Source organism: Blastochloris tepida (assembly GCF_003966715.1).
Taxonomy (GTDB): Bacteria; Pseudomonadota; Alphaproteobacteria; order Rhizobiales; family Xanthobacteraceae; genus Blastochloris; species Blastochloris tepida.
Map to the genome: position 1 here is coordinate 1,431,705 of NZ_AP018907.1, position 20,653 is coordinate 1,452,357.

Annotated in this window: 33 protein-coding genes and 1 tRNA gene; 14 read left to right on the forward strand and 20 right to left on the reverse strand. The window is 66.2% G+C overall.

Features of this window, described 5'->3' with window-relative positions:
• From BLTE_RS06595 to BLTE_RS06655, 13 genes are all read right to left on the reverse strand, one after another.
• A complete protein-coding gene (locus BLTE_RS06595; RefSeq protein ID WP_126398677.1) occupies positions 1-195 on the reverse strand; it encodes a hypothetical protein in 195 nt (64 codons plus the stop codon).
• Complete coding sequence (locus tag BLTE_RS06600) at positions 155-688, reverse strand: hypothetical protein (protein WP_126398679.1); 534 nt, start codon at positions 686-688, stop codon at positions 155-157. The genes BLTE_RS06595 and BLTE_RS06600 overlap by 41 nt, the downstream gene beginning before the upstream one ends.
• Positions 676-2,241, reverse strand: a complete 1,566-nt coding sequence (locus BLTE_RS06605) for a hypothetical protein (protein ID WP_126398681.1) — start codon at positions 2,239-2,241, stop codon at positions 676-678. The genes BLTE_RS06600 and BLTE_RS06605 overlap by 13 nt, the downstream gene beginning before the upstream one ends.
• Entirely contained in the window at positions 2,219-2,515 is a 297-nt protein-coding gene (locus BLTE_RS06610; protein ID WP_126398683.1) for a hypothetical protein, read from the reverse strand. Before BLTE_RS06610 ends, BLTE_RS06605 begins: the two co-directional genes overlap by 23 nt.
• Positions 2,512-3,009 (reverse strand): dCTP deaminase, encoded by a 498-nt coding sequence (locus BLTE_RS06615; protein ID WP_126398685.1) that lies wholly within the window; start codon positions 3,007-3,009, stop codon positions 2,512-2,514. The genes BLTE_RS06610 and BLTE_RS06615 overlap by 4 nt, the downstream gene beginning before the upstream one ends.
• Before the next feature lie 4 nt (positions 3,010-3,013).
• Positions 3,014-3,490, reverse strand: coding sequence for a hypothetical protein (locus tag BLTE_RS06620; RefSeq protein WP_126398687.1), 477 nt, complete (start codon positions 3,488-3,490; stop codon positions 3,014-3,016).
• The gene (locus BLTE_RS06625) at positions 3,490-3,789 is read right to left on the reverse strand and encodes a DUF2312 domain-containing protein (protein WP_126398689.1); all 300 of its coding nucleotides are present in this window, start codon (positions 3,787-3,789) and stop codon (positions 3,490-3,492) included. The genes BLTE_RS06620 and BLTE_RS06625 overlap by 1 nt, the downstream gene beginning before the upstream one ends.
• 9 nt (positions 3,790-3,798) lie before the next feature.
• The gene (gene ssb / locus BLTE_RS06630; protein ID WP_126398691.1) at positions 3,799-4,230 is read right to left on the reverse strand and encodes a single-stranded DNA-binding protein; all 432 of its coding nucleotides are present in this window, start codon (positions 4,228-4,230) and stop codon (positions 3,799-3,801) included.
• 15 nt (positions 4,231-4,245) lie between these two features.
• Entirely contained in the window at positions 4,246-4,914 is a 669-nt protein-coding gene (locus tag BLTE_RS18455; RefSeq protein WP_244600196.1) for a dATP/dGTP pyrophosphohydrolase domain-containing protein, read from the reverse strand.
• A 2-nt stretch (positions 4,915-4,916) separates the two neighbouring features.
• The gene (locus BLTE_RS06640) at positions 4,917-5,372 is read right to left on the reverse strand and encodes a hypothetical protein (RefSeq protein ID WP_126398693.1); all 456 of its coding nucleotides are present in this window, start codon (positions 5,370-5,372) and stop codon (positions 4,917-4,919) included.
• Positions 5,369-5,575 carry a hypothetical protein gene (locus BLTE_RS06645; RefSeq protein WP_126398695.1) on the reverse strand — a complete coding sequence of 69 codons (207 nt, stop codon included), beginning with the start codon at positions 5,573-5,575 and terminating at the stop codon, positions 5,369-5,371. The genes BLTE_RS06640 and BLTE_RS06645 overlap by 4 nt, the downstream gene beginning before the upstream one ends.
• Positions 5,575-5,799: a hypothetical protein gene (locus BLTE_RS06650; protein ID WP_126398698.1), complete on the reverse strand. Its 225-nt coding sequence runs from the start codon at positions 5,797-5,799 to the stop codon at positions 5,575-5,577. Before BLTE_RS06650 ends, BLTE_RS06645 begins: the two co-directional genes overlap by 1 nt.
• Before the next feature lie 313 nt (positions 5,800-6,112).
• A complete protein-coding gene (locus BLTE_RS06655) occupies positions 6,113-6,676 on the reverse strand; it encodes a hypothetical protein (RefSeq protein ID WP_126398700.1) in 564 nt (187 codons plus the stop codon).
• Between the two features lie 581 nt (positions 6,677-7,257).
• Here BLTE_RS06655 and BLTE_RS06660 point away from each other — a divergent pair.
• From BLTE_RS06660 to BLTE_RS18020, 7 genes are all read left to right on the forward strand, one after another.
• On the forward strand, positions 7,258-7,476 hold the full coding sequence (locus BLTE_RS06660) for a hypothetical protein (protein WP_126398702.1): 219 nt from the start codon (positions 7,258-7,260) through the stop codon (positions 7,474-7,476).
• 51 nt (positions 7,477-7,527) lie between these two features.
• A complete protein-coding gene (locus tag BLTE_RS06665) occupies positions 7,528-8,862 on the forward strand; it encodes an AAA family ATPase (protein WP_126398704.1) in 1,335 nt (444 codons plus the stop codon).
• Positions 8,863-8,874: 12 nt separating this feature from the next.
• Positions 8,875-9,831, forward strand: coding sequence for a DUF7192 family protein (locus tag BLTE_RS06670; RefSeq protein ID WP_126398706.1), 957 nt, complete (start codon positions 8,875-8,877; stop codon positions 9,829-9,831).
• Positions 9,832-9,996: 165 nt separating this feature from the next.
• The gene (locus tag BLTE_RS06675) at positions 9,997-10,371 is read left to right on the forward strand and encodes a DUF3846 domain-containing protein (RefSeq protein WP_126398708.1); all 375 of its coding nucleotides are present in this window, start codon (positions 9,997-9,999) and stop codon (positions 10,369-10,371) included.
• A 106-nt stretch (positions 10,372-10,477) separates the two neighbouring features.
• Positions 10,478-11,143: a hypothetical protein gene (locus BLTE_RS06680; protein WP_126398710.1), complete on the forward strand. Its 666-nt coding sequence runs from the start codon at positions 10,478-10,480 to the stop codon at positions 11,141-11,143.
• 2 nt (positions 11,144-11,145) lie between these two features.
• The gene (locus tag BLTE_RS06685; protein ID WP_126398712.1) at positions 11,146-11,370 is read left to right on the forward strand and encodes a hypothetical protein; all 225 of its coding nucleotides are present in this window, start codon (positions 11,146-11,148) and stop codon (positions 11,368-11,370) included.
• Positions 11,371-11,373: 3 nt separating this feature from the next.
• Positions 11,374-11,541, forward strand: coding sequence for a hypothetical protein (locus BLTE_RS18020; protein ID WP_160140538.1), 168 nt, complete (start codon positions 11,374-11,376; stop codon positions 11,539-11,541).
• A gap of 54 nt (positions 11,542-11,595) precedes the next feature.
• Here BLTE_RS18020 and BLTE_RS06690 read toward each other — a convergent pair whose 3' ends face one another.
• The 6 genes from BLTE_RS06690 to BLTE_RS06715 all read right to left on the reverse strand — a co-directional run bounded on the left by BLTE_RS06690 (position 11,596) and on the right by BLTE_RS06715 (position 14,595).
• Positions 11,596-12,015 carry a helix-turn-helix domain-containing protein gene (locus BLTE_RS06690; RefSeq protein ID WP_126398713.1) on the reverse strand — a complete coding sequence of 140 codons (420 nt, stop codon included), beginning with the start codon at positions 12,013-12,015 and terminating at the stop codon, positions 11,596-11,598.
• A 538-nt stretch (positions 12,016-12,553) separates the two neighbouring features.
• Positions 12,554-13,336, reverse strand: coding sequence for a hypothetical protein (locus BLTE_RS06695; protein WP_126398715.1), 783 nt, complete (start codon positions 13,334-13,336; stop codon positions 12,554-12,556).
• Entirely contained in the window at positions 13,333-13,596 is a 264-nt protein-coding gene (locus BLTE_RS06700) for a hypothetical protein (protein ID WP_126398717.1), read from the reverse strand. Before BLTE_RS06700 ends, BLTE_RS06695 begins: the two co-directional genes overlap by 4 nt.
• Positions 13,593-13,811: a hypothetical protein gene (locus BLTE_RS06705; RefSeq protein WP_126398719.1), complete on the reverse strand. Its 219-nt coding sequence runs from the start codon at positions 13,809-13,811 to the stop codon at positions 13,593-13,595. The genes BLTE_RS06700 and BLTE_RS06705 overlap by 4 nt, the downstream gene beginning before the upstream one ends.
• A gap of 53 nt (positions 13,812-13,864) precedes the next feature.
• Positions 13,865-14,293: a RusA family crossover junction endodeoxyribonuclease gene (locus tag BLTE_RS06710; protein ID WP_126398721.1), complete on the reverse strand. Its 429-nt coding sequence runs from the start codon at positions 14,291-14,293 to the stop codon at positions 13,865-13,867.
• The gene (locus BLTE_RS06715) at positions 14,275-14,595 is read right to left on the reverse strand and encodes a transcriptional regulator (RefSeq protein ID WP_160140539.1); all 321 of its coding nucleotides are present in this window, start codon (positions 14,593-14,595) and stop codon (positions 14,275-14,277) included. The genes BLTE_RS06710 and BLTE_RS06715 overlap by 19 nt, the downstream gene beginning before the upstream one ends.
• Before the next feature lie 177 nt (positions 14,596-14,772).
• Here BLTE_RS06715 and BLTE_RS06720 point away from each other — a divergent pair, with 177 nt between their 5' ends.
• From BLTE_RS06720 to BLTE_RS18030, 7 genes are all read left to right on the forward strand, one after another.
• Positions 14,773-15,408, forward strand: coding sequence for a helix-turn-helix domain-containing protein (locus BLTE_RS06720; RefSeq protein ID WP_126398725.1), 636 nt, complete (start codon positions 14,773-14,775; stop codon positions 15,406-15,408).
• Between the two features lie 113 nt (positions 15,409-15,521).
• Positions 15,522-16,505, forward strand: coding sequence for a PD-(D/E)XK nuclease-like domain-containing protein (locus tag BLTE_RS06725; RefSeq protein ID WP_126398727.1), 984 nt, complete (start codon positions 15,522-15,524; stop codon positions 16,503-16,505).
• Between the two features lie 4 nt (positions 16,506-16,509).
• The gene (locus BLTE_RS06730; protein WP_126398729.1) at positions 16,510-17,568 is read left to right on the forward strand and encodes a DEAD/DEAH box helicase family protein; all 1,059 of its coding nucleotides are present in this window, start codon (positions 16,510-16,512) and stop codon (positions 17,566-17,568) included.
• A 288-nt stretch (positions 17,569-17,856) separates the two neighbouring features.
• Positions 17,857-18,018, forward strand: coding sequence for a hypothetical protein (locus BLTE_RS18025; RefSeq protein ID WP_160140540.1), 162 nt, complete (start codon positions 17,857-17,859; stop codon positions 18,016-18,018).
• Complete coding sequence (locus BLTE_RS06735; protein WP_126398731.1) at positions 18,008-18,349, forward strand: hypothetical protein; 342 nt, start codon at positions 18,008-18,010, stop codon at positions 18,347-18,349. Before BLTE_RS18025 ends, BLTE_RS06735 begins: the two co-directional genes overlap by 11 nt.
• A gap of 269 nt (positions 18,350-18,618) precedes the next feature.
• Positions 18,619-19,032, forward strand: coding sequence for a hypothetical protein (locus BLTE_RS06740; RefSeq protein WP_126398732.1), 414 nt, complete (start codon positions 18,619-18,621; stop codon positions 19,030-19,032).
• A gap of 701 nt (positions 19,033-19,733) precedes the next feature.
• The gene (locus BLTE_RS18030; RefSeq protein WP_160140541.1) at positions 19,734-20,498 is read left to right on the forward strand and encodes a tyrosine-type recombinase/integrase; all 765 of its coding nucleotides are present in this window, start codon (positions 19,734-19,736) and stop codon (positions 20,496-20,498) included.
• Positions 20,499-20,570: 72 nt separating this feature from the next.
• On the opposite strand, the gene BLTE_RS06755 is transcribed toward BLTE_RS18030, so the two are convergent.
• Positions 20,571-20,646 (reverse strand) — tRNA-Lys (locus BLTE_RS06755).
• Positions 20,647-20,653: the final 7 nt, after the last annotated feature.

A 20,653-nucleotide genomic window follows, 5' to 3' on the forward strand; every position in this document is an offset into this window, starting at 1 on the left:
TCACTGCGCCGATGGCGCCGGCAAGCTGACACCAAAGCGGCGCAGTCTCGAATTCGTGCTGGCGATCAGAAACTGCCGCGTCTGGGCGAGCTTTTCGGCGTCCGTGAGTTCCTGCTGACGCTTCGTCTCGGCCTCGATGGCGTCCGTCTGCTCCTCAACGGCCTTCCGCTGCTCCTCGGCGTAGGCCCTCTGCATCCTCTTGCTCGGGGCGCCCGTAATCGAGCTGACAACGCTTCCCATGGACGACGATCTCCGCACCTTCGGAGATCAGATCGCGCCATAGAGCGTCTGGCCGCAACGCACCAGAGCTGGAGCCGACGAGCTGGGCAATGGTCGGGACGCACCACCGTCCGGTGAACCACCTCGACGGCTTGAGGTCGCCGCGCCGGTTGCGGACCTTGAGGATGGCGACGTCGCCGGACAGCCGGTGCATCGCGGCGCCCATGGCGGCGTCGTCCATCACGTAGACTGCGAGCTTGGACCACGCGGGCTCGACATAGACCCACGTCTCGGCGCCGACATAGCCGAGCGCCGAGACGTGCCGGAACTCGCCGGCAGCGAGGGTGCCGACGAGCTTGAACGACAGTGAGCGGGGGTCGCCGCGCCCGGTCCGATGAAACAGGACGAGCCAGTTGGCGGGCTCATAGTCCGCGGGGTTGAACGCCGCCCAACCAACTATCTCGCCCATGGCTGGACCTTTCTCAGGCTGCGGGGCTTGGCGAGCCGGGCTGGCGCGCGAGCCCGACCAGAGGACCGCCCAACCATGCGCGCGCCTTCGCCGGCTCCGAGTAGGCCGTAGCCGAGCGCATCGGGCAGGTGCGAGTAGTCGTCCTTGCAGGGGAGGCGCTTGGACGCATCGTTGGATTTTTCGAGGAAGTATTTGCCGGCCATGGCCGCCTTGAGGCGCCGGCAGGCCGGGGAGAGCATGAAGCACGGGATGCCGTCCCGCATGTCCAACAGCAGGTTCTCGACAACCTCGATGCGGGTCTCGATGTTGTTGCCCTTGACCGGGGCCGGGCGGACGCGGAAGCCCTTGGCCTCAAACATATCGAAGGCCGTCACGTCATCGGCCTGCGTCCGGTCGCGGCCCTTCGGGTCGCCCCACAGCTCAAGCTCAAACCGATCTCCGAACCGGCGCTCGACCTCCGGCGCGAAATGGTCGGCGATGAACCGCCGGGCGCCGCAGTCGAACGCCTGGAGTTCGTACAGCACGACGACGCGGTGGTTGATCTTCTGGAAGAACACCGCCGCGGGCGACCTCCCGAAATCCAGGCCCACGAAAACGGGGCTGCCCTCGACGGGCTCCGGCATCTCGCGCATGACGTGGGTTTCGAGTCGGAACTGCGGCCACACCGGATCGCCGTCCGCGTAGATGGTCACGCGGTTCATGATGCGGCTGTCGATCCACGCCTTCGACTTGCCGCTGATCTTCGACATGTAGAAGGGCTTGCCGCCGACCTTCGCCAGCCAGCGCGTGTTCTCAGCCTTCGGGTTCGGCTTGTAGCCGCGCACGAGCCCGTCCGGCCCGATGTCCTCAAGCAGCCCGGGCGGCTGCATGAAGAACTTCCACTCGGCCGGCCATTTGGCCAGGGCGCGCTCCTGCTGCGTCCAATGCTCGGGGAACGGCACCTGCCCGGTCATGATGGCGACCCAATTCGCCTCGTCCTCCGGCGCGTTCATGTCCATGATGACGCCGCACCATTCCGTGCCGCCGTCCTTCACCGCAGGAAAGCGGCCGGCGCGGGAGTGCATTTCGTCAAATAGAACCTTGGGGATATACTGGCCTTCGTTGATGTAGAAGCCTGTATACTCTGCCGAGCGTAGCTTTCTGACGTCCTCCTCCTTGTCGAGCGCAAGGAAGTCGGCCTCCAAGATGACGTCGTCAATCTCAATCCGGTGGTAGAACGGCTTGGACCACTTCATTTTCCCGTAGACGTGCTCGGGAAACGTGTCCAACCACGTCCGAATGGTCGTGCCTTCGAGGTCGGGGTAGGTGTTGCGGACCACGGCCCAGCGCGAGTGCCGCCGGCCGGAGAGCCTGGAGAGGCGCTGTTCGCGCGCGTGCCGATAGATGCGGATATTGGCGGCCTTGGACTTCCCGGAGCCCATTGGACCCTGGATGATGGCCACCTCGGAATTGTCGAGCACGAAGTCGGCGAGGACCGCGCCGTCCGGCTCGTAGATGAGCCGGCCGTGCTGGTCCCGCTTCATGCCGACATCACTTGACGGGTCGCGGGCCATTTTGCGTATCGTCCTCCGCACACTCTGCGCACATATCGTGCATCAGCTTGGCGACGCTCCCAACGCACGCGGCCATCGCGTCTCTGTAGCCGGCCCACCGGATCATGTAGCGGTCGTCGGCCATGTAGCCGGCGATGGCGACCGAGAGTAAGCGCCCCTCAAGGACGCGCTGCCGGGTCTGGTCCAGCGCGTTCAGCATGCGGGTCTGCTCCGGCGTCAGATCGTAGCCATTCTTGGCGCCTGGGGCGATGCTGACGATCTTCTTGTCGGTCAAGGGTTGGGGCCTCCAGGCGCGTGCTCGATCTTGACCCCGTCGTCGGTCTCAAGGATCGCCGGCTGCGGGCCGGGCTTCTGGTCCTGGTACTTGCCGGAGTAGGGGCTGTCGGTCGGGCGCGTCAGCAGGTGAAAGATGATCTGCGCAATCGGCGTGCCGGCGGGGACGTGCAGCATGTCGCGCCCGTGGTAGGTCAGCTCCAGCGTCAGGAATCCGCGCCATCCGGGCTCGATCACGGTGTTCTGGACGAACAGGCCGCGCCGCGCCCAGGTGCTCTTGTCCTTCACGTAGGCCAGCACGTCGGCCGGCATCTTGAAATACTCGAAGGTGGCGCCGAGAACGACGGGCGAATCGTGGGCGAGCGTCACGCCGTTGCAGAGGCGGACGTCGTAGCCGGCCGGGCCGAGGCCGAAGGTCATGCCGTCGCAGCGCGTGCGCTCGTGAAACGGCGTGATGATGCCGCGCTCTCGGATGTCTTGGGCAGCGAGGATCATGCGCTCACTCCAGATCGGGGTCTTCGCGCCGAAGACGGCGCCGTTCGAGTTCGTTTTCGAGGAGGTAGTCGGGGTCGGGTGACGGCTTCTCGCCGGCATCCTCTGTCGGCTCGGCGAGGGCATCACGCAGCCGGCGGCCGGCGCCCATCATCATGCGGGATATGCCCATGTTGCTGTTGCAGTAGCAGCCGGCACCGGGTCGAGGCGCGCTCGACTTGCCGGTGACGAGGCAGTAGGCGCTACCGCAGCCGCCGATTTCGGTGGCCATTTCGTCGAACGCGGCGACAGCCGCGGAGACGCGCGCCTTGAGCGCTTCGAGTTCGCGCTCGCTACGCTCCAGTTGGACGATGCGCCGGGCGGCGTTCAGGACGTCTTGCTGGGCGAGGCGCATCCGGCGCTCGGCAAGATCGACGCGGGCATTGGTTGCGTCGGCCATGCCGCCGCCAAGCGGCCCGGCAATGACCGTGGTGTATTCCTGCATCACAGTCTCTCCAGGGCGGCGCGTCCAAGCGGCGTGTCGGCCAGCATGCCGAGTGCGGCCATGTAGGTCTCGACGATGGCCTCGTGCTCCTGGCGCTTGTCGCGGTCCTGCTTGCGCAGCCGGATGATTTCGCGAAGCGCCTTGACGTCGAAGCCGTTGCCCTTGGCCTCCGCGTAGATGTCCTTGATGTCGTCGGAGAGGGCCTTCTTCTCCTCCTCCAGCCGCTCGATGCGCTCGACCACAGCCTTGAGCTGGTCACGGGCGAAGGCGCCGGAGTTGTCGCCGAGTTCAGCGGGCATGGTGCGTCCTCAGAAGGGGATTTCGTCGTCGAGGTCGGCGCTCGCCGGCCTCCTGGATGAGCGTGACGCCGGGCGGCTGTCCTCATGGGCATCGCCCTTCGGGTCGCCCAGCAACTCGATGTTGCCGCGGAAGCCGTCCAACACGATTTCGGTGGTCCAGCGGTCGCTGCCGGACTGGTCCTGCCATTTGCGGGTCTGGACCTCGCCAACCACAGCGAGCTTCGAGCCCTTGGTGACGTATCGCTCGATGAGCGTGACGAGGTGTTCGTTGAACACCACGACGTTGTGCCAGTGGACGACCTTCTTGCGCTCCCCGGTGGCTGGGTCTTTTGGGCCGGGGCGCGAGGTCGCCAGCGAGAAGCTGGCGATCTTGCTGCCACCGCGGGTCGCCCGGATTTCGGGGTCTTTCCCGACGTTGCCGATGAGGATGACGAGGTTCACGGGTCCGCCCTCTGCTCAGCGGATATGCTCGATGGCGCCATCCATCGGCTGAGTACGCCAGTCAGGCCACCTCCGCGTTTCGTTGCGCCTCTGCTTGCCAGCGAGCGCCATCGCAATCGCCTCGGGAGAATGGCCAGCTCGCCAAGCTCCATCGAATGCCAGCAGCGCGACGTCGATCCATTCCGTGACGTTGGATGGCTCGCTCTCGATCTCCGCCAGCTCCTTGCGGATGTGCTGAAGCACTCCTTTCGTGCGCGCGCCCGGACCGAACGTGCGTTCACTAAATTCGCGCTGCCGGCGGAGGTGCTCGACGAGATCGAACTGCGGCGGCGAGACATACACTCGCTCGCCCGCGTTCTGGATGACCTGCACTGCGCGGTCGTCCCACAACTCGATCATCGCGAAGTCTTTGGTGCAGGTGATCGGCAGGGGGCGGCCGAGGTGCTGCACCAACCAATTGGTGATGTGGATGAGGGCGCGCTGGGCGTCCATCATCCGGGCGGCAGTGCCGTCGTGCGAGACGCGCGCGGTGAAGATGCGCACGTCCTTGCCTTCGGAGAGCCATGCCTTCACGCGGTCGAGCATCGCCGGCACCGGCTCGCCGATATGGTCGATGCCCTTCCAGCCGTGGTATTCGGCAAGCGTGCCGTCGAGGTCCACACCAATCCAACCTGACGCCGCCACGATCAACCCCCAACCGAAGCGCAGGGGAGGCCCAACGCGGCCAGCGCGGCCGGCGGGATTTCGGCGGGCTCCTCCATGAAGACCACCGTCAGCGTCTGGCCCGACGCGCGGGGCTCGGCGCCCATCGGAAGATCGAGGGGCGGGGTCCGGCTGTCGGAGCGCTCAATCGCCTCGGGCGTCAGCGCGAGCTTCAGCTCGTGGCCGAGCTTGTCGCGCTGGGCGATGGCATTCTCGGCGCGCTTCACCGCGATGCTGTGATCGACGATCAGCTTGTCGAGGCGCTGCTTCTTCGCGGTCTTGGCCGCCTTCACCAACTCGCCGCCGATCTTCTCGGCCTCGTTCGGGAACAGCTCGGCGAGCCGCAGGCGATTGTGCTTGCCGGAGTCGTCGCCGCTCGGCGTGACCTCGTCCAAGTATACAAAACCGGCGCGGACGGAAACCTCATGCTTGGACGTCAATTCCAATCTCCAATCTTCGTGAGCTTGCCAGCATCAAAGCTGAGCTTGCCGAAATGAACCGAACCCTCCTCGACCGCCTTTGTGGCCAGATCGAAGAACGTGTTCGCGTCGTCCAGCTCGTCGAAGGTGAAGCGCACGCACACCTCCGTCGCGCTGTCGAACTGCTCGACCGCGATGTTCGTGGAGCCCTTGAGCGCCGGCATCACGCGAGCCCCAGGCGCTTGTTGGACACGGAGCGCCACCCCTTCGTCGGGTGCAGATAGCGCGTGTGGCCCGGCCGCTTGGGATCGGGGCCGACGTTCTTCGCGCACTTCGGGATGATGCTGTTCCACAGCCGCAGGCCGTGCGCGATTTCGAGCTGAAGGCGCGTGAGCGCCAGCGACGGGATTGCGTGCATCAGCGTCGGCGCCTCTTTGATGTAGGCCAATCGAACCTCCTCAACCAGAAACCACCATTATGGCTACCATGACGATGGTGGAAGGCGCAATCCAGGAGCTACCAGAGGCGACCAAAAAATAATCCAGCCCCTCACCCAGAAAGATGGTCGGGCTGGTGGTGAGCGACCCCGGATGTTTTGGACGGGAAAATTGCGTGGGGGAGGGAGGAGGTCGATGATGGCGACCCGGTTTTTGCCCCCACCCCCTCGACCCGGCCGCCGCGGTGGGCGAGCCCGCCCCGGGACGTCGCGCTGTGCGGCCGGCGGGCGGGGCAGGGCGCCGCCGCCCCATGCCGATTGCCGCTCAGTCGTCGCCCTCATCCGATTGGACGTCGGCGCTAGACGGTGTTCGCCCGTCGTCAGGGTGAACGGCAGGCAGTTGGATCAAGGGCTTAGCCTCGGTTGCCCGGAGATGCGGTGTCTCTGGTCCGCGCTCTCGAACAACGATCACATAGCCGGCCGAAGGTGTTCCGGGCGCCTGCGCAGCCTGCCCCTCAGACTCCAGACGCTCCGCGTCATGTAGAAGCGTCTTTGCGGCAGTAACTGCGGCGAGCGGGTGCTTCCCGTCTCTGATCTCAGCGAGACGATGGACAGTCCGCGCGACCTCAGACCTGCGACGAACCTTCACAGCCTCCCGATAGGCCGCCAGGAAGTCAGCATCTGCGAGCAGCCGGAAGGACTGACGGTCGGACAGTTCGGCTAATACGGCCGCATCACGCCGCGTCAGGCCGTCCCACACCAGATGGATCAAGAACCGCTCCGCCTTGCGTCCAAGCTTGCGCCCGGAAGGCCCTCGCGTCGTCGGCAGCAGGCCTTCACCGTCACCGTCCTGCGTCGCTCTCGCGATCACCTGCACCCCGCCGCCCATCGCCTCGCCCTCCTGTCGCGCATCGCCCGCAGCCGCTTGCGCGCTGGCGCGCTGCGCTGGTCCTCGCTCGCTTCGCTCACTGTGGAATGCGTGCAGCGTCCTGCCGGGAGCGGAGGGAGGCAACGCACTCCGAGCCGGAGGCTTCATGCGCCGTCCGAGCGTCTGGCGTTAGTCCATTGGACCCGGCCGCGTTTCCGACTTGCTCACAGCCGGCCCGAGGCCCTTGACAGAATCCGGCACGGTTCTTGCGCAAGCGATCTTGAGCCGACGCGCCCCAGCGCCACCCCGAGGAGGCGCGGGGCTTGGTCATCGTTGCGCCCGACACCATCGCAACCAGGCGCAGCCCGCGGCCCTGTCCAACGCCCGCCGGCCACCAACCAGCACCACCGCAAACCCCTTGCGGCCGCTCGCTTTTGAACCCGGCCGGACGGCGGTTCGACACCACCCCGGCAACCAGCTCAGGCCGCCCCGTCCAACTATTTTTGACAGAGCGTCCAACTATCGCTTTACAAGCATGCTTGTTGATTGGTAGTGAGAAGGCATGCCGTTGGCAGACGGCCCCACCACCTGGAGACACCACCATGCTTAACCTCTTCGTCGGCTCCACCTTCCTCCGCCTCGACACCCCCGCCTACGTGTTCGTTGTGGGCCTCAACCGCTACGGCCGCCTTTCCGTCCGCGTTGGCGCCAAGGACGCCGGCCGCATCCGCGACGTTGGCGACTTCTGGTTCAGCACCCCTGCCGGCGCGCGCGGCTTCATTGAAGCGGCTTGCCGCGGCGCCGCCCTCCGCAACCGCTGACGAGAGAAGGGCGCCGCTGGCAGGCGGCGCCCACTACCTGGAGCCGCCATAATGACCAACACCCCGAGCGAAGCCGACCGCGTCGTGATGCAGGCAGCCGAGCGCCTTCTAGGACCGCGCGGAGGCGTCACCATCACCACCGATAACCGGCACGCGGCCCGCAAGTATGCCCGCGCCGCCTACGGCATCCCGAGCGCCTACCTCGCGACGCTCCCCACCGCGACGCTTGCCGCGATCTACAACGACGCATCCGGGCAGACCGGCCGCAAGCAGGCCGAGGCCGGCGAGGCGTGGTTGATCGCGCAGCGCGGAGGCGAGTGGACCCCCGAGCAAATCATCAAGGCCCTTGAAGACATCACGCCGCCGGCCCCGCAGCCCGAGCCGATGCGCGCCCCGCGCTTCGAGGAGCAATCCCGCTTGCGCTTCACGAAGGCCCCCACCACCGAGCCCGCCGAGCCCGCCACCATGACCCCCGCACCGACCACCCAGGCCGAGACGCAGCGCATTGTTGCGGCCCTCACCGCAGCGCTCCCCGCCGTTCTGGCAGCCCTTCCGTCCGGCATGGATGAGGACCGCGTGCGCGCGATCATGCGCGACGAGCTCCCGCAGCTTGTGCCCGTGACCCGTATCGTCATCAGCGCGCCGGACGGCGACCGCGATCTAGGCGAGAAGCACGCACACAAGAAGCTCCCGACCCTCGTCAAGAGCCTCGCCGCCGGCTTGCATGTGATGCTTGTCGGTCCCGCCGGATCGGGCAAGACCACCGGAGCCGAGCAGGCCGCCGAAGCCCTTGGACGTGAAATCCGCATCCAGGGCGCGGCCACTGGCGCCCATGAATTCCTCGGCTTCCTCGACGCCCACGGCCGCTATCAGAGCACGCCGTTTCGCGACGCCTTCGAGCATGGTCACGTCTTTGTTGCCGACGAGTTGGACGCATCCGACCCGTCCGCGCTGCTGGTCATCAACGCGGCCCTTGCCAATGGCGTCATGGCATTCCCCGACCAGCGCGAGCCGATCAAGCGGCATCCTGACTTCCGTTTCGTTGGCACCGCCAACACGTTCGGCAGCGGCGCGAACCGCGTCTACGTCGGCCGCTCCCAGCTCGACGCCGCGACCCTCGACCGCTTCGCCTTCATCGAGTGGAACTATGACGAGAAGCTGGAGCGCGCCTTGGCGGGCGACGACGCATGGACGGACCGCGTCCAAGCCCTCCGCAAGGCCGCCGACGCCGAGAAGGTGCGCGCCGTCATCAGCCCGCGCGCTTCCATCATGGGCGCGAAGCTCATCGCCGCCGGCCTGAACCGTGCCGAGGTTGAGGAGATGACGATTTGGCGCGGCATGGACGGCGAGCAGCGTTCGCGCGTCGAGCGCGCGGCCCGGAACTGAGGAGCGCGAACCATGGCCCGGATTGCTCAGATCATCGCCGGAAACGCCCCCAGCATCGCCGACATGCTGGACGTCCACCCCAACACCACCGCAAGCCTTTGGGCGTCCCCGCTGGCCTTGTTCGACGAAATGGCCAGCCGGAAGGCCAGGAAGGCCCCCGGGCAATGGGAGACGACAACGTGCTTCGGCGCGAGCGTGAAATTCACCGGCACCGAGTCTTTTGAGCAGGCGCACGCGCTTTGCCGTGATGGCTGGAAAGACGGAGTGGACCGCGTCGCCAGCATCCGCGACCGCATCAACGCCACCCGCGCCCACGCCCAGCGCCTCGCCCGCTGGGACGTGGCCGGCGCAGCCCCGAGCGTCCCGCGCGCTGTCGCTGGCAACCCGCTCAGCATGCGCCGCATGGACGACGCCCAGGCCCGCCGCCGCCCCGTACTCACGCTGATCTGCAATTGCGCAACGCCGGCATTCGTGAACCAGAGCTACCTAATCCGATACGCCGCGACCGTGGCCGCTATCGTGGACGCGATCGAGGAGGCCGGTTTCTCCCTGACGGTGCTTGCCGGCGGCGCTGGCGTCACTGACGCCCGCCGCGTGCTCACCGTCACCACCGCCAAGGAGGCCGGCCAGCCCGTGGACGTCGCTCGCCTCGCCTTCGCCCTCGGGCATCCGAGCATGTACCGCCGCGGCGTCTTTGCGTCATGGGGAACGGAGCCCGGCTTTCGCTTTGTCGGAGTTGGTTTCGGCATACCGGAGGCCATGCCGACCCAGACGGCGCAGCCCGGCACGTTCATCCTCAACGGCATCCACAACCACCGCACCGAAAACGGCTTCACCGTGGACGAACTCGAGACGGACGACGCGGCCGCAACGCTGGCCCTGCCGCGCGCAATCTCCCACCTCGCGCGCCAGGGGTGCCCCGCCTTCGCCGACCACGAGGACCACCCGAACAACCGCGCCGCGGCTTGAGGCAACCCGCCGGGGTGCTGGCGACGCGCTGGCACCCCTCGACGTCGCGGCCGTCCAAACCGTCACCCCCAACCCATGGGGCGATTTGGACGCCCTCGACGCCGGCCGGCAGAGCCGACGCCGATCCGCCCGCGATGCCGCGGGCCGAAACCTGGAGAGCGCACCATGCGCGCATATCTGATTGACCCGAAGACCTTCACGATTTCGGAAGTCGAGCACGACGGCAGCGTCGAGGACATTTACCGCCTCATCAAGGCCGATCGCTTCGACGCCGCCCGCTTCAATGACACCGGCGACGCGGTGTTCATCGACGATGACGGCCTGGGCAAAGGCCCGCGATGGGACTTCTTCCAAATCTCCGGCTTCCCGCATCCGCTTGCAGGCCGCGGCCTCGTGCTCGGATGCGACGAGAACGGCGACAGCACCACACCGACCGTGACGCGCGAATGGCTGCTGGAGCACGTCGCCTTCCTGGTTTGCGTCGAGCCCGGCGTGTTCGCCGTCATCCGTCCCATGCCCTGCTGCGAGGTTCGGCTGTGACCGCCCGCGCCTTCATCAATGATGCGTGCGCGCTTGTCGCGCTCGCCCTGTTCGCCACCTGCGTCCTGACGTGGGCAGACATCATCGGCCACCTGCGAGCAACGCTATGAGTTACCGCATTCACAAGGCCCAAGGCTGGGGCATGCCGGCGGCGCAGTTCGAGGAACTGTGCCTTCTTGCCCCGGTGGACGGCTGCAAGTACGAAGCGCTCGACACCCTCCTGCGCCGCACCACGACGCTGGCGATGCCGAAGAAGCTGCGCGACGCCATCTTCTATCGCAGGGGAGAGGCGGCCCGGCGGTGGACCTCCACGGTGTTCGAGCCAAACCTCCTGACGCTCTGTGGCCACGGCACCAACAAGACCGTGGCGCCGAACGCGGCCGACCTCGTCGTCAATGTGCACACGCCGGACGAGACGCTGGCCGTCGTGTTCCTGCCCTCAGCGTCCTACGCCAAGCGCTGGTACCGCTTCGACGACGACCTCGACTTTCAGGAAGAGCGCTGGGCCAACGGCACCGCCAAGGGCGCCGAGGGGAGGGTGGAAGACCGCGTGCTGTGGCTTCCCTTCAACCCGTATCCATTCACCAACGACCTGATGCACCCGGAGACGGGTGCGCCCATGAAGTGGGAGCACTTCCTGGAGCTGCGCGAGCGCAAGGATTGGGTGCCGGCGGTCCCCTCGGAGATCATCTGGTGGACAACGCGCCTCGGGGTGTTCTCGCGCGAAAACGCGCTCAAGCTGCGGCCGGTCCTGGCCACATGGTGGAGCTAACCATGCCGAAATCCGCTCCCGACTATTTCGAGCTTCAGCCCGTCAACTTCCCGCCGGTACCGCCGCGGGGACAGGTGCTCATCATGACGGCGGCGGTCCTGTCCTGCAGCCTGTGCGGCCACCAGATCGCCGGCATGGGTGGGCCTGGAGACGGTGCGATCTGTCCGCGGTGCGCCGACCTCCTGCGCCGCGGCGAACTCCGCGGCTGCGTGAAGTGGGAGGGCTGACCGATGCGCGCTGAAACCTACGCGGCGCTCACCGCGCTTGTCAGCATCCTTCGGTCAGCGGCTGGCGACCCTCATGACGACGTTGCGATGCTGGCCGATGCCGCGTTTGCTCTCGCGATCGCCTACAGCGTGGTCATCCCAGCGCTACGCTATATCGGATTTGTGAAGTGATCCGCGTCGCCGCGGAATAGAAATCAGGAGGGGGGGCCACCACTGGTGGCCCCTTTATTTTGTGTCCTTGCGCCAATGGCGCCCGCCCCTCAACCATAGCTGGACCGTGGACCGGTTCACGCGCAGCGCCTTCGAGATGGCCCGCGCCGACAACCCTTCCCGGTGCAGCGCCAACGCCCGGTCGCGCGCCGGATTGACCACCGCCGAGCCCCGCTCGACCACCATCAGTTCGAGCCCGAGCGCCCCGAGCATCAACCCCATGCTCAGCGGCCCCAACGTCCGCACCATGCCGGCCCCGAGCAGTTTTCCAGAGTAACCGACCTGCAAGCCGGACCGCTCGTCCAATTCCAGGAGCGAGATTCCGAGATCATCCTTCCTGTCCCGCAGGCATTGGACGAGCGCGCGGTAGTCACTCACGATGCGCGGCGTCCAATCCGTCTTTGGACGGCTGGGGTTCATCTTGCCAGCAAGCATGGGGTAGCCGTTATTTCATGAGAACATGGGGCGTTTTCGATTTGCTCACGCCGGCCGCTTCGATTGCGGAGATTTGGGCCGGCGGGTCGTCAACCCATCGTCATCTGCCGGAGAGGCGATGCCGCGGGACAGCTCCGAAAGGCGCATGGCAACGCGCTCCCGGTCGGCCTTTGGCACGTCCCGAACGACCTCCGCCGACAGGATGCGGCGGATGGTGATCTGCTCAGCCCGCACAGGGATGACCTGCTGCCGCGCCAGATGCGCCAGTTCGGCGCTGGACGGGCGGAACGCCTTGTTGTGGCCGGGCGCCTCGCCGCGGATGAACCGCCGACAGGCGGCCTCCACGGCCCACGCCGGCAGATCCTCGACGGCGGAGACGTAGCCCGCGACCAGCTCCTTCACATCGACGTCGGCGCCAACCGCGGCGCCCGCGGGGAACAAGCCGAGCATCGCGAGGACGGCGCGCGCCGCTGCCCGCCGGTCGCCCGGCTTAAGCGCTTCGGCAAGCTCCCAGTCCCGCGCCGTGAGCACGGCGCGCTCAGCGTCGCTCAATGCGTGGCGGGATGAGATCGAAAGCCTCGTCGGGTCGCCCGTCCACGACACCAGATGAGCGGACGCCTTCGAGATCAGCCCCGCGACGTGATCCGGCCGGCTCGGGGAAAAGGTCGTCAGCGTCAGGGAATTGCTGGTCATCCAAAAGCTCCTCGGCGAGGGCAAAGAACGGGTTGCGGCGCTGCGCCGGAGGCCCCGGCGGCGGGCGGCTTGGTCCGCGCTGGACGGCGTTGCGGCACCAGTTGCGCCACGTCGCCGACCAATCGAGCTTCACGGCGTCCTTGCCGGCCTTCGCGGACCAGTAGTCGCGGAACCTCGCGGCCTCGCTGGCGACGTCCGCCGGCCGCAGGCCGATGCTGACGGCTGCGTTCCGATCCTCGGGTGTCGGCGTCCAGTCTGCCGGCAGGCGAGAGCCGCGCTTCGGCGCCTTCTCGCGGGCGCCCCCCAACGAAGGGGCGACAGCCCCTGAGTTGGGGGGGGTGGTGGGGGTAGTTGTTAGAGGGGGTGTGGGGGAGGAAGAAGAAGGGGGCGGCGGGTCTTGTGACTGTCCTGTGACCGTCACAGCATTGTCCTGTGACCGTCCCGCGACTGCCCCGTGACCGTCACAGGACAGACGCTCACGAGAGCGCCGCTTGCGCGCTGCGGCCTGCGACCGGCGGTCGGCGTCACGCTGCTCGGCGACCTCGATGGCCTCGACGGCGATGGCGATGGCTTCCGGCGTCGCGCCGGCCGCGGCCATGCGGCGGATCAGATCGGCGAGGTTGCTCACGCGCGACCCCCGCGGTGCGACAGCTTCTGCCGCAGCGCGCGGCCGATCTGCTGGCGGAAGAAGTCGATCTGATCGCCTTCGGACCGCGGCGTGCAGGGCATCCGAATTTGGACCTTCTCCGGCCCGGCCATGAACTCAAAGAGGATGTGCTTGGTCCGATAGACCTGGATGTCCTCGGCCCCGATTTCGCGGAGGAGCTTCATGGCCTCGACGACGTGAGGCCCGAGGCGGAAATAGTCGCGGATCGGCTCGCCCTTCATCGCTCGCCCCCGATCTTGAGGCGGTATGAAGGACGGCGGTTCGGTCCAAAGCACTCGACGGTCGCCACGCCGGCCAGCCGGCGGCGAACCTGACGAATGAGGTCCTTGACGTGCGGCCGAGAGACGATGGCCTTGCGCGCGATCTGGCTTCCGTCGATGCCATCACAGCCGGCCAACGCAAGCGCCTGAATGGCGCGAGCCTGCTCGGCCGACACCCGGATCAGCGGGCCGCCGCGGCCGATCTGGACCGTCCATTCGAGCGAGACGTTCAGATGAACCCGGGGACGTCGAGAGGGACGGTCTCGACCAGGATCAGCGAGCGCGGCGTCAGGCTGTAGCGCTTCTCCGCCATGACCTGCGCGGCAATCGCGTCGTCCTTGTAGGCGACCTCCTGCAGGGCGTCCTTGATGAGCTTGATGTAGTTGTCCGTGTCCGGCCGCGTGATCTTGAGAAGCCCCTCGGACGCGACGCGTTTCTTGTTGGACCAGCTCGTCGGCGGCTCGCACATGAACGACGCTGTGATCCGAAGCGGACCGGCCAACAGAGCCCCCCCAGAGGCGCGCATCGCGCTCAGGGCAGACAGCTTGACGACTTCCATGTAGGAGGCTTGCGGTTCCGGCGTCCAACGCCGCTTTCCGCACGACCGGGCGCGCGCCCATGGCACAGGCTCTCCGTCGATCAGGATTTCGAGGCGCATGCGGGCTTCGAGCGGGATTCGTCGCGCTGCCGGCGCCGCTCAATGAGGTGCGGGGGCAGCTCGTTGGGGACGGCCCGGGCGTCGTGCCAGATGTGCGGCGCAACCTCGTGCGCGCCGACCTCGCCGCCGGTCGCGAAGTGGATCGCCAGAGCCAGGTCTGGAGACGGCCTCGTCAGGCCTGTTGCGGCGCTCGAAATAGCCTGCTGGGAATACCCGCAGAGCGCAGCGAGCGCAGATTGAGTGCCGACAATATCGACGGCGCGCACCACGGCCGCGTTGGGCTCGCGCTCGGTGAATGACACCTTGACCTCCGTAACAACCGCCAACCATTTTGGTGGTTGGTATTGGTTGCCACGGTGGCGGACTGGTGTCAACCACGGCCTTGCATTCGCTGGTTGCGCATTTACAAATTCAATGGTAAACGTTACTCAGGATGCGGTAAGAGCAAGACAGAGTCCGCATTCACAAGGGGTGGCGTCATGATTGATCGTTCCGCGTTTATCTCAGCGAGAGTTGCAATCGGCATGTCTCAGTCGGAATTGGCTGAGGCTGTCGGTTGTGCTCAGCAGACAATCGGAGCGATTGAGGCTGGCCATACGAAATCATCAAAATTGCTTCCGAGGATTGCGGACATTCTTGGTGTGAGCGTTCTTGATCTAGACAAAGATTTCCTGGTGCCAACCAAGACGCCGGCCGCGAAGAATTATGCCGTTGAGACGAGCTGCACTGTCCTTGAGCTTCGCTCGCTCGCGATAAAGCGCGCATCGGACGGCACCGTCACCACGCAGTTTCAACCCGGGTCGGTCGGGTCGATTTCTATCGGCAACGGCCTGGGGGGCGGCTCATATGCGGTTGTCGTCGCGCTCGACGACATGGCTCCGGAGCTTCGGCCCGGCGAGACAGCGGTTGTTGATGGGGCGGCGACGCCGCTGGCCGGAGAGTTGCACATCTTCCAGTCCGCCGATGGGGGCGTGATGTTCCGCAACCTCGTGTCGGCTGACCATGCGGAAGGCGTCTATGTCGTCGAGAGCTGGAAGTCGAAAAGCCGCGAAACCATAAATGCTTGCGATTGGCCCCTTATTCAGCGCGTTATCGGGAAGTTTGCGCGCAAGTGACCCAAGGGCACACAAGCGGCAACCATTTTTACAATTTGAATGGTTGACGCCGCCCACAACTGGGCTGTAGATCGGTTGTCGCCGCGGTGGTGCGGCAGAGGCAACAACCGATCATGCTACCAACCATTGAGTTTCTGGAGCGCGGCCATGTCGGCGCTCCCGGCCTCTACCAGATGCCGGCAGAGGCGTATTATGAGGACCCGTGCCCGGAACCGTCGCTGACGCAGTCCATCGTCAAGACGCTTCTTTCCCGCTCTCCGGCTCACGCCTGGATCGAGCATCCGCGGCTCAACCCCAAATTCGAGCGGCCCGACCCGACGCAGTATGACGTCGGCATCGTTGCCCACCGTCTCATGATCGGGCTCGGGCGCGACATCATCATCCTCCGCGAATACGAGAACTGGATGAAGTCCGCCGCCAAGGAGGCGCGGGCGCAGGCCGCCAAGGAGGGGATTCTCGCCGTCCTCGGCAAGGACTTCGACCGTGCCGAGCGCATGGTCAACGCGGCCAAGGAGACGATTGCGCGCGCCGCGGTCCACGATCCGGCTCTCGATGGCCTGTTCGACCCCGAGCGCGGCAACGGCGAGGTGGTCGCGGTCACGAACAGCGGCGGCGTCTGGCGGCGCGGCTCCTTGGACTGGCTGTCCAACGACCTCCTCACCATCGCCGACTACAAGACGACCGGCATGTCGGCGGCGCCGCACGTCATGTCGAAGCGCATCATCGACGCCGGCTACGACATCCAGTCCCCCTACTACATCAGCCTGTTGGACGAGCTGCACCGCGAGGGCGTCGGCCGGCGCCGGTTCATCTTCGTTGTGCAGGAGGACGAACCGCCGTTCGCGCTGACGTTCATCGAGCTGTGCGAGACCGCGCAGACGGTTGGGCGCGAGAAGATCGAGACGGCAAAGGCGATCTGGTGCGGATGCCTGAAGGCCGGAGATTGGCCGGCATATCCGCTCCACGTCCAGCGGCCCGACTATCCCGCCTGGGCCGCGGCGCAGTGGATGCTTCGCGCCGCCACCGACAACACCCTCGTCGTCCCGTCCCCGGACAGGCAGGCGGCCATCGACATCCGCACCTTGAGCGCAGGTTGACGCCATGACGCGACAGTTCGTTGCATCTCCAGCAAAGCGGGATGCGGTCCCGCTCCTGTTTGGCATTACGGGGCCGTCAGGCGGCGGCAAGACGTTCTCCGCCCTGCGGCTTGCCACCGGCATCAGCGAGGTCGTCGGCGGCGATGTCTTCTACATCGACACCGAGGCCAAGCGAGCACTTCACTATGCGGACATGTTCCGCTTCCGGCACGTCCCGTTTGAGCCGCCGTTCGGCGCGCTGGACTATCTGGAGGCTCTGCGCTTCTGCAAAGCGCAAGGCGCCGGCGTTGTTGTCGTGGACAGCATGAGCCACGAGCACGAGGGGCCGGGCGGGCTTCTCGACTCGCACGAGCGCGAGCTTGATCGCATGGCCGGCGACGATTGGAAGAAGCGCGAGGCCATGAACATGCTCGCGTGGCAGAAGCCGAAGTCGGCCCGCCGCGCGCTCATCAACGGCATCCTCCAGATGGGGGTCAACGCCGTGTTCTGCTTCCGAGCGAAGGAGACGGCAAAGCCGATGCGCGGCGACGACGGCAAGACGCGCGTCGTGCAGCTTGGCTTTATGCCGATTGCCGGCGACGAGTTCGTCTACGAGATGACCGTCAACTGCCTCCTGCTGCCGGGCGCGAAGGGCGTCCCGACGTGGTCGAGCGACAACGTCGGCGAGCGGCAGATGATGAAGCTGCCCGAGCAGTTCCGCGGCCTGTTTGCCAAATCGCGCCCGTTGGATGAAAACATCGGGCGAGAGCTTGCGATGTGGGCGCGCGGGGGCGCCCAGGGGCCGGCCGCTCCAGGTGCCGAGCCCTCAAAGCCGTCCGAGCCTGCCAGCGAGGATGGCGCCCCCGCAGCCGGAGAGCCCGAGATGACGGCCTCCGAATACATGCACCTCGTCGCCACAACATGCGAGGCCGCCAAGGGCGGAACGATGCTGCGCGAGTGGTGGGGGAGCCCCGCACAGAAGGCCCTCCGCCGCTCCATCGGGCTCACCAAGGAGCAGGTCGATCAGGCGCTCGACATCGTGAAGCGCCGGCTCGGCGAACTGGAGGGCGGCGGCAATGCGTAGCAGCCACCTGACCAGGGTCGGCGTGGGCGCCAACGGCACGCGGTCCGGCATGTTCCATTTCGCTGGCGGTGGGCCGGCCTGGGCGACGTGCGGGAAGTGCGCCGCATTTTGCCGTGCCGGCGGGATCGGAGGAGCTGCTGGCCGGCCGTTTGAGGGTGAGCCCAGCATCACCGTCCACGGTGTGTGCAATAAGGTTAAAGAATACACAAATCGTTGGGGGAAGCCATTCCCGTCAAACTCGCTGGCATGCAAGTATTTCATCAAGCGTGAAAATTAGAGGGCCATAACGTGGAGATGGTCATTAAATTCCTTCTTTCGACTATGGTTGTTGTCCTGCTTCTGTCGCTGTTCACTTGGCTCGGGTATTTGTGCGGCTACCAGAACGGCGTCCATGATGCCTCCGTGGACTTTGCCGAGGCGGCCAAGGGGAGCGGTGGCGATGCGCGCTGACTTTCGGAAGCCGTGGAGCACAGAGGCCGCAGCGCACCGCGTCCTGAGCGGGCGCTTCACGCAGGGGAACACGAACTGGAAGCGGCTATGGCCTCACCTCATTCGCGAGCTGAAAGAGGGCGAGTGGCACGGCTACGCGAGGGCGCTCGACGACATCCTCGGCATCTTGGACGACCGCTTCGTCCATCCGTTCGGCGCGCTCCGCGAGGGGCAGGCCGACATGCAAAGCCGGATCAGGGACGCCATCGAGGCGATGCGCCCGCCGCGCCCGCCGCCGGCAGCGCTCGGCGGCATCTTCATGCCGAAGAATGACATGGAGGATGGCGCGTGATGCGGGCGACGAGGAAAGCGCGCTTCGAAGCGCGCTTCGACGCGCAGGCCCGGAGGGTTGTGTCTGTTTGGGTCGTCCGGTGCCGCAAGTGCGGAGAAGTTGGGGAGTGGGAGGCGCGCGCGATGCGCGTCCCGACAGCCGACAGCGACATGAAGGTCCTCTCCTCGTCCATGCGTCGGGACGGGTGGGACGTCGATAGCAAGATCACAAAGCCGGTCTGCCCGACGTGCTTGGCGGCCCGGTCCTCAACGAACAAGGAGAAGCCGACCATGGCGTGCGTTCCCGTCACGGCCGAGGCCAAGACCGTCCAGCAGCCCGCCAAGCCCGCCGTCGCCGTGGAGCCCCCGCGCTCGGCAACGCCGCGTGATCGACGCCGCATCCAGGACACGCTCGACGACGTCTATGACCTGGACGCGGGCGGCTACAAGCCCGGCGCCTCAGACGAGGAGGTCGCCCGCCGTCTGGACGTGCCGCGCGCCTGGGTGTCCGAGGTCCGCGACATGCTCTACGGCCCGGCCATTCCGGCCATCATCGCCGCGCTGCGGCCCGACATCCGGCGCGTCGAGGATTTGCTGGTGAGCCTGCGCCGCGATGCCCAATCCGTCGCCTCCCGCATCGCGGCGGCGGAGCAGGAGTTGGGCTCGCTCAAGCACAAGGTTGCGACCGCCACAGCGGGCCGCTGACGGGCGGGGACGTGCAATGCCTCCTGATCTGACTCCTCTCTACATTTCCGACAAGGAGGCCGGGCTGCTGCTGCTGGGGCGCAAGCGGGCCAGCGAGTGGCCCGCTATCGCCACCGTTCTCGAGCGGTCCGGCCTACCGAAGGTCGATCCTCTGATGGGCGGGCGATACTGGCCTGCGGTTAAGGCATGGTTGGACCGGCGACATGGTGTAGGATCAACCGGCGGTGGTTACGCCGCAGATGGACAGGAGAATTGGAGCTATGGAAGGAAAGCAAAGTCCGTGTGAGCCAAACGTCAGACCGCGTCCAAGGGGAGACGGAAGCGTGGCGTGGTATTGGACTTGTCCAAAACCCGCAAAGACTGCCGGATACACGCCAACCGTCGTGCGGCTCCAAGGGGATTGGACGGAGATCAACGCCAAAGCTGCGATCCTCAATGCTGAGTGCTTGGAGTGGTTGGGCGGCAGTAGGCGCGACCGCCTCGCATATGACGGGACGCTTCGGTCCCTCATCTCAATCTACGAGCGGCACCCGGCCTCTCCGTTCCACGCCGTTGCGCACGAGACCAGGAAGACCTACAGCCGCGACCTCGCGCAACTGGACGGTACGGTCGGCGCCCGCAGGGTTGGGTCAATCACCGGAGCCGACATCCGGCGGTGGCATCTTGAGTGGTCCACCCCGAGCGAGGAGGGTCAGCCACCGATGACCCGCAAGGCCCATGGCCTTGTGACCATGCTGCGCATCGTCACCTCGTTCGGCGTCGAGCTGGATAACGAGGACGCCATCCGGCTCTCGGTCATCCTGTCAAAGATGCGGTTCAAGCAGCCGCAACCGCGCGAGGCTTGCATCACGCGCGAGCAGGTGGACGCCGTCCGGGCAGAGTTCCGGCGCCGCGGGTTCGCATCCGCCGCCCTTGCGACCGCCATTCAATATGAATGCGTGCTGCGTCAAAAGGATGTGATCGGCGAGTGGATCGAGCTGGATGGCGAGGTCCGCGACGGCGCCATCATCGACCACGGCCGCTATTGGACGACCGGCTTGGTTTGGGGGAAGCACATCAACCCCAAGACCCTCCTGATGGACAAACCAACATCCAAGAGCCGGGGCAGGATGAAGGCCCGGCACGATCTCTCGCTCTGCCCCATGGTGGTCGAGGAGCTGACCCTGACCCCGCGGGACCGGATCGGACCCGTCGTCGTCAACGAGACGACCGGCAAGCCGTGGAAGCGGGACAATTTCCGCCGCATGTGGCGGAGCGTCGCCAAGGCCGCGGGCCTGCCGAAGGGGATTTGGAATATGGACCTCCGGGCCGGAGGAATCACCGAGGGCCTGGAGGCCGGCGCCGACATCACCATGCTCGGCAAGGCCGCAACTCACACCCAAATCCAGACGACTCAGCGCTACGTCCGCGACACCCTGTCGAAAAGCCGGGCCGTCGCGCAGCTTCGGGCGAAGAACGCTCGGTGAACCCCTCAGGCGAACGCCGGGCGAACGCCGAACGTCTGAGGGGTTCGAGCAAGGACTAAGTCCTTGATTTTATGGTGAGCCCGCTGGGACTCGAACCCAGGACCCCAAGATTAAAAGTCTCGTGCTCTACCATCTGAGCTACGGGCTCGGCCGGG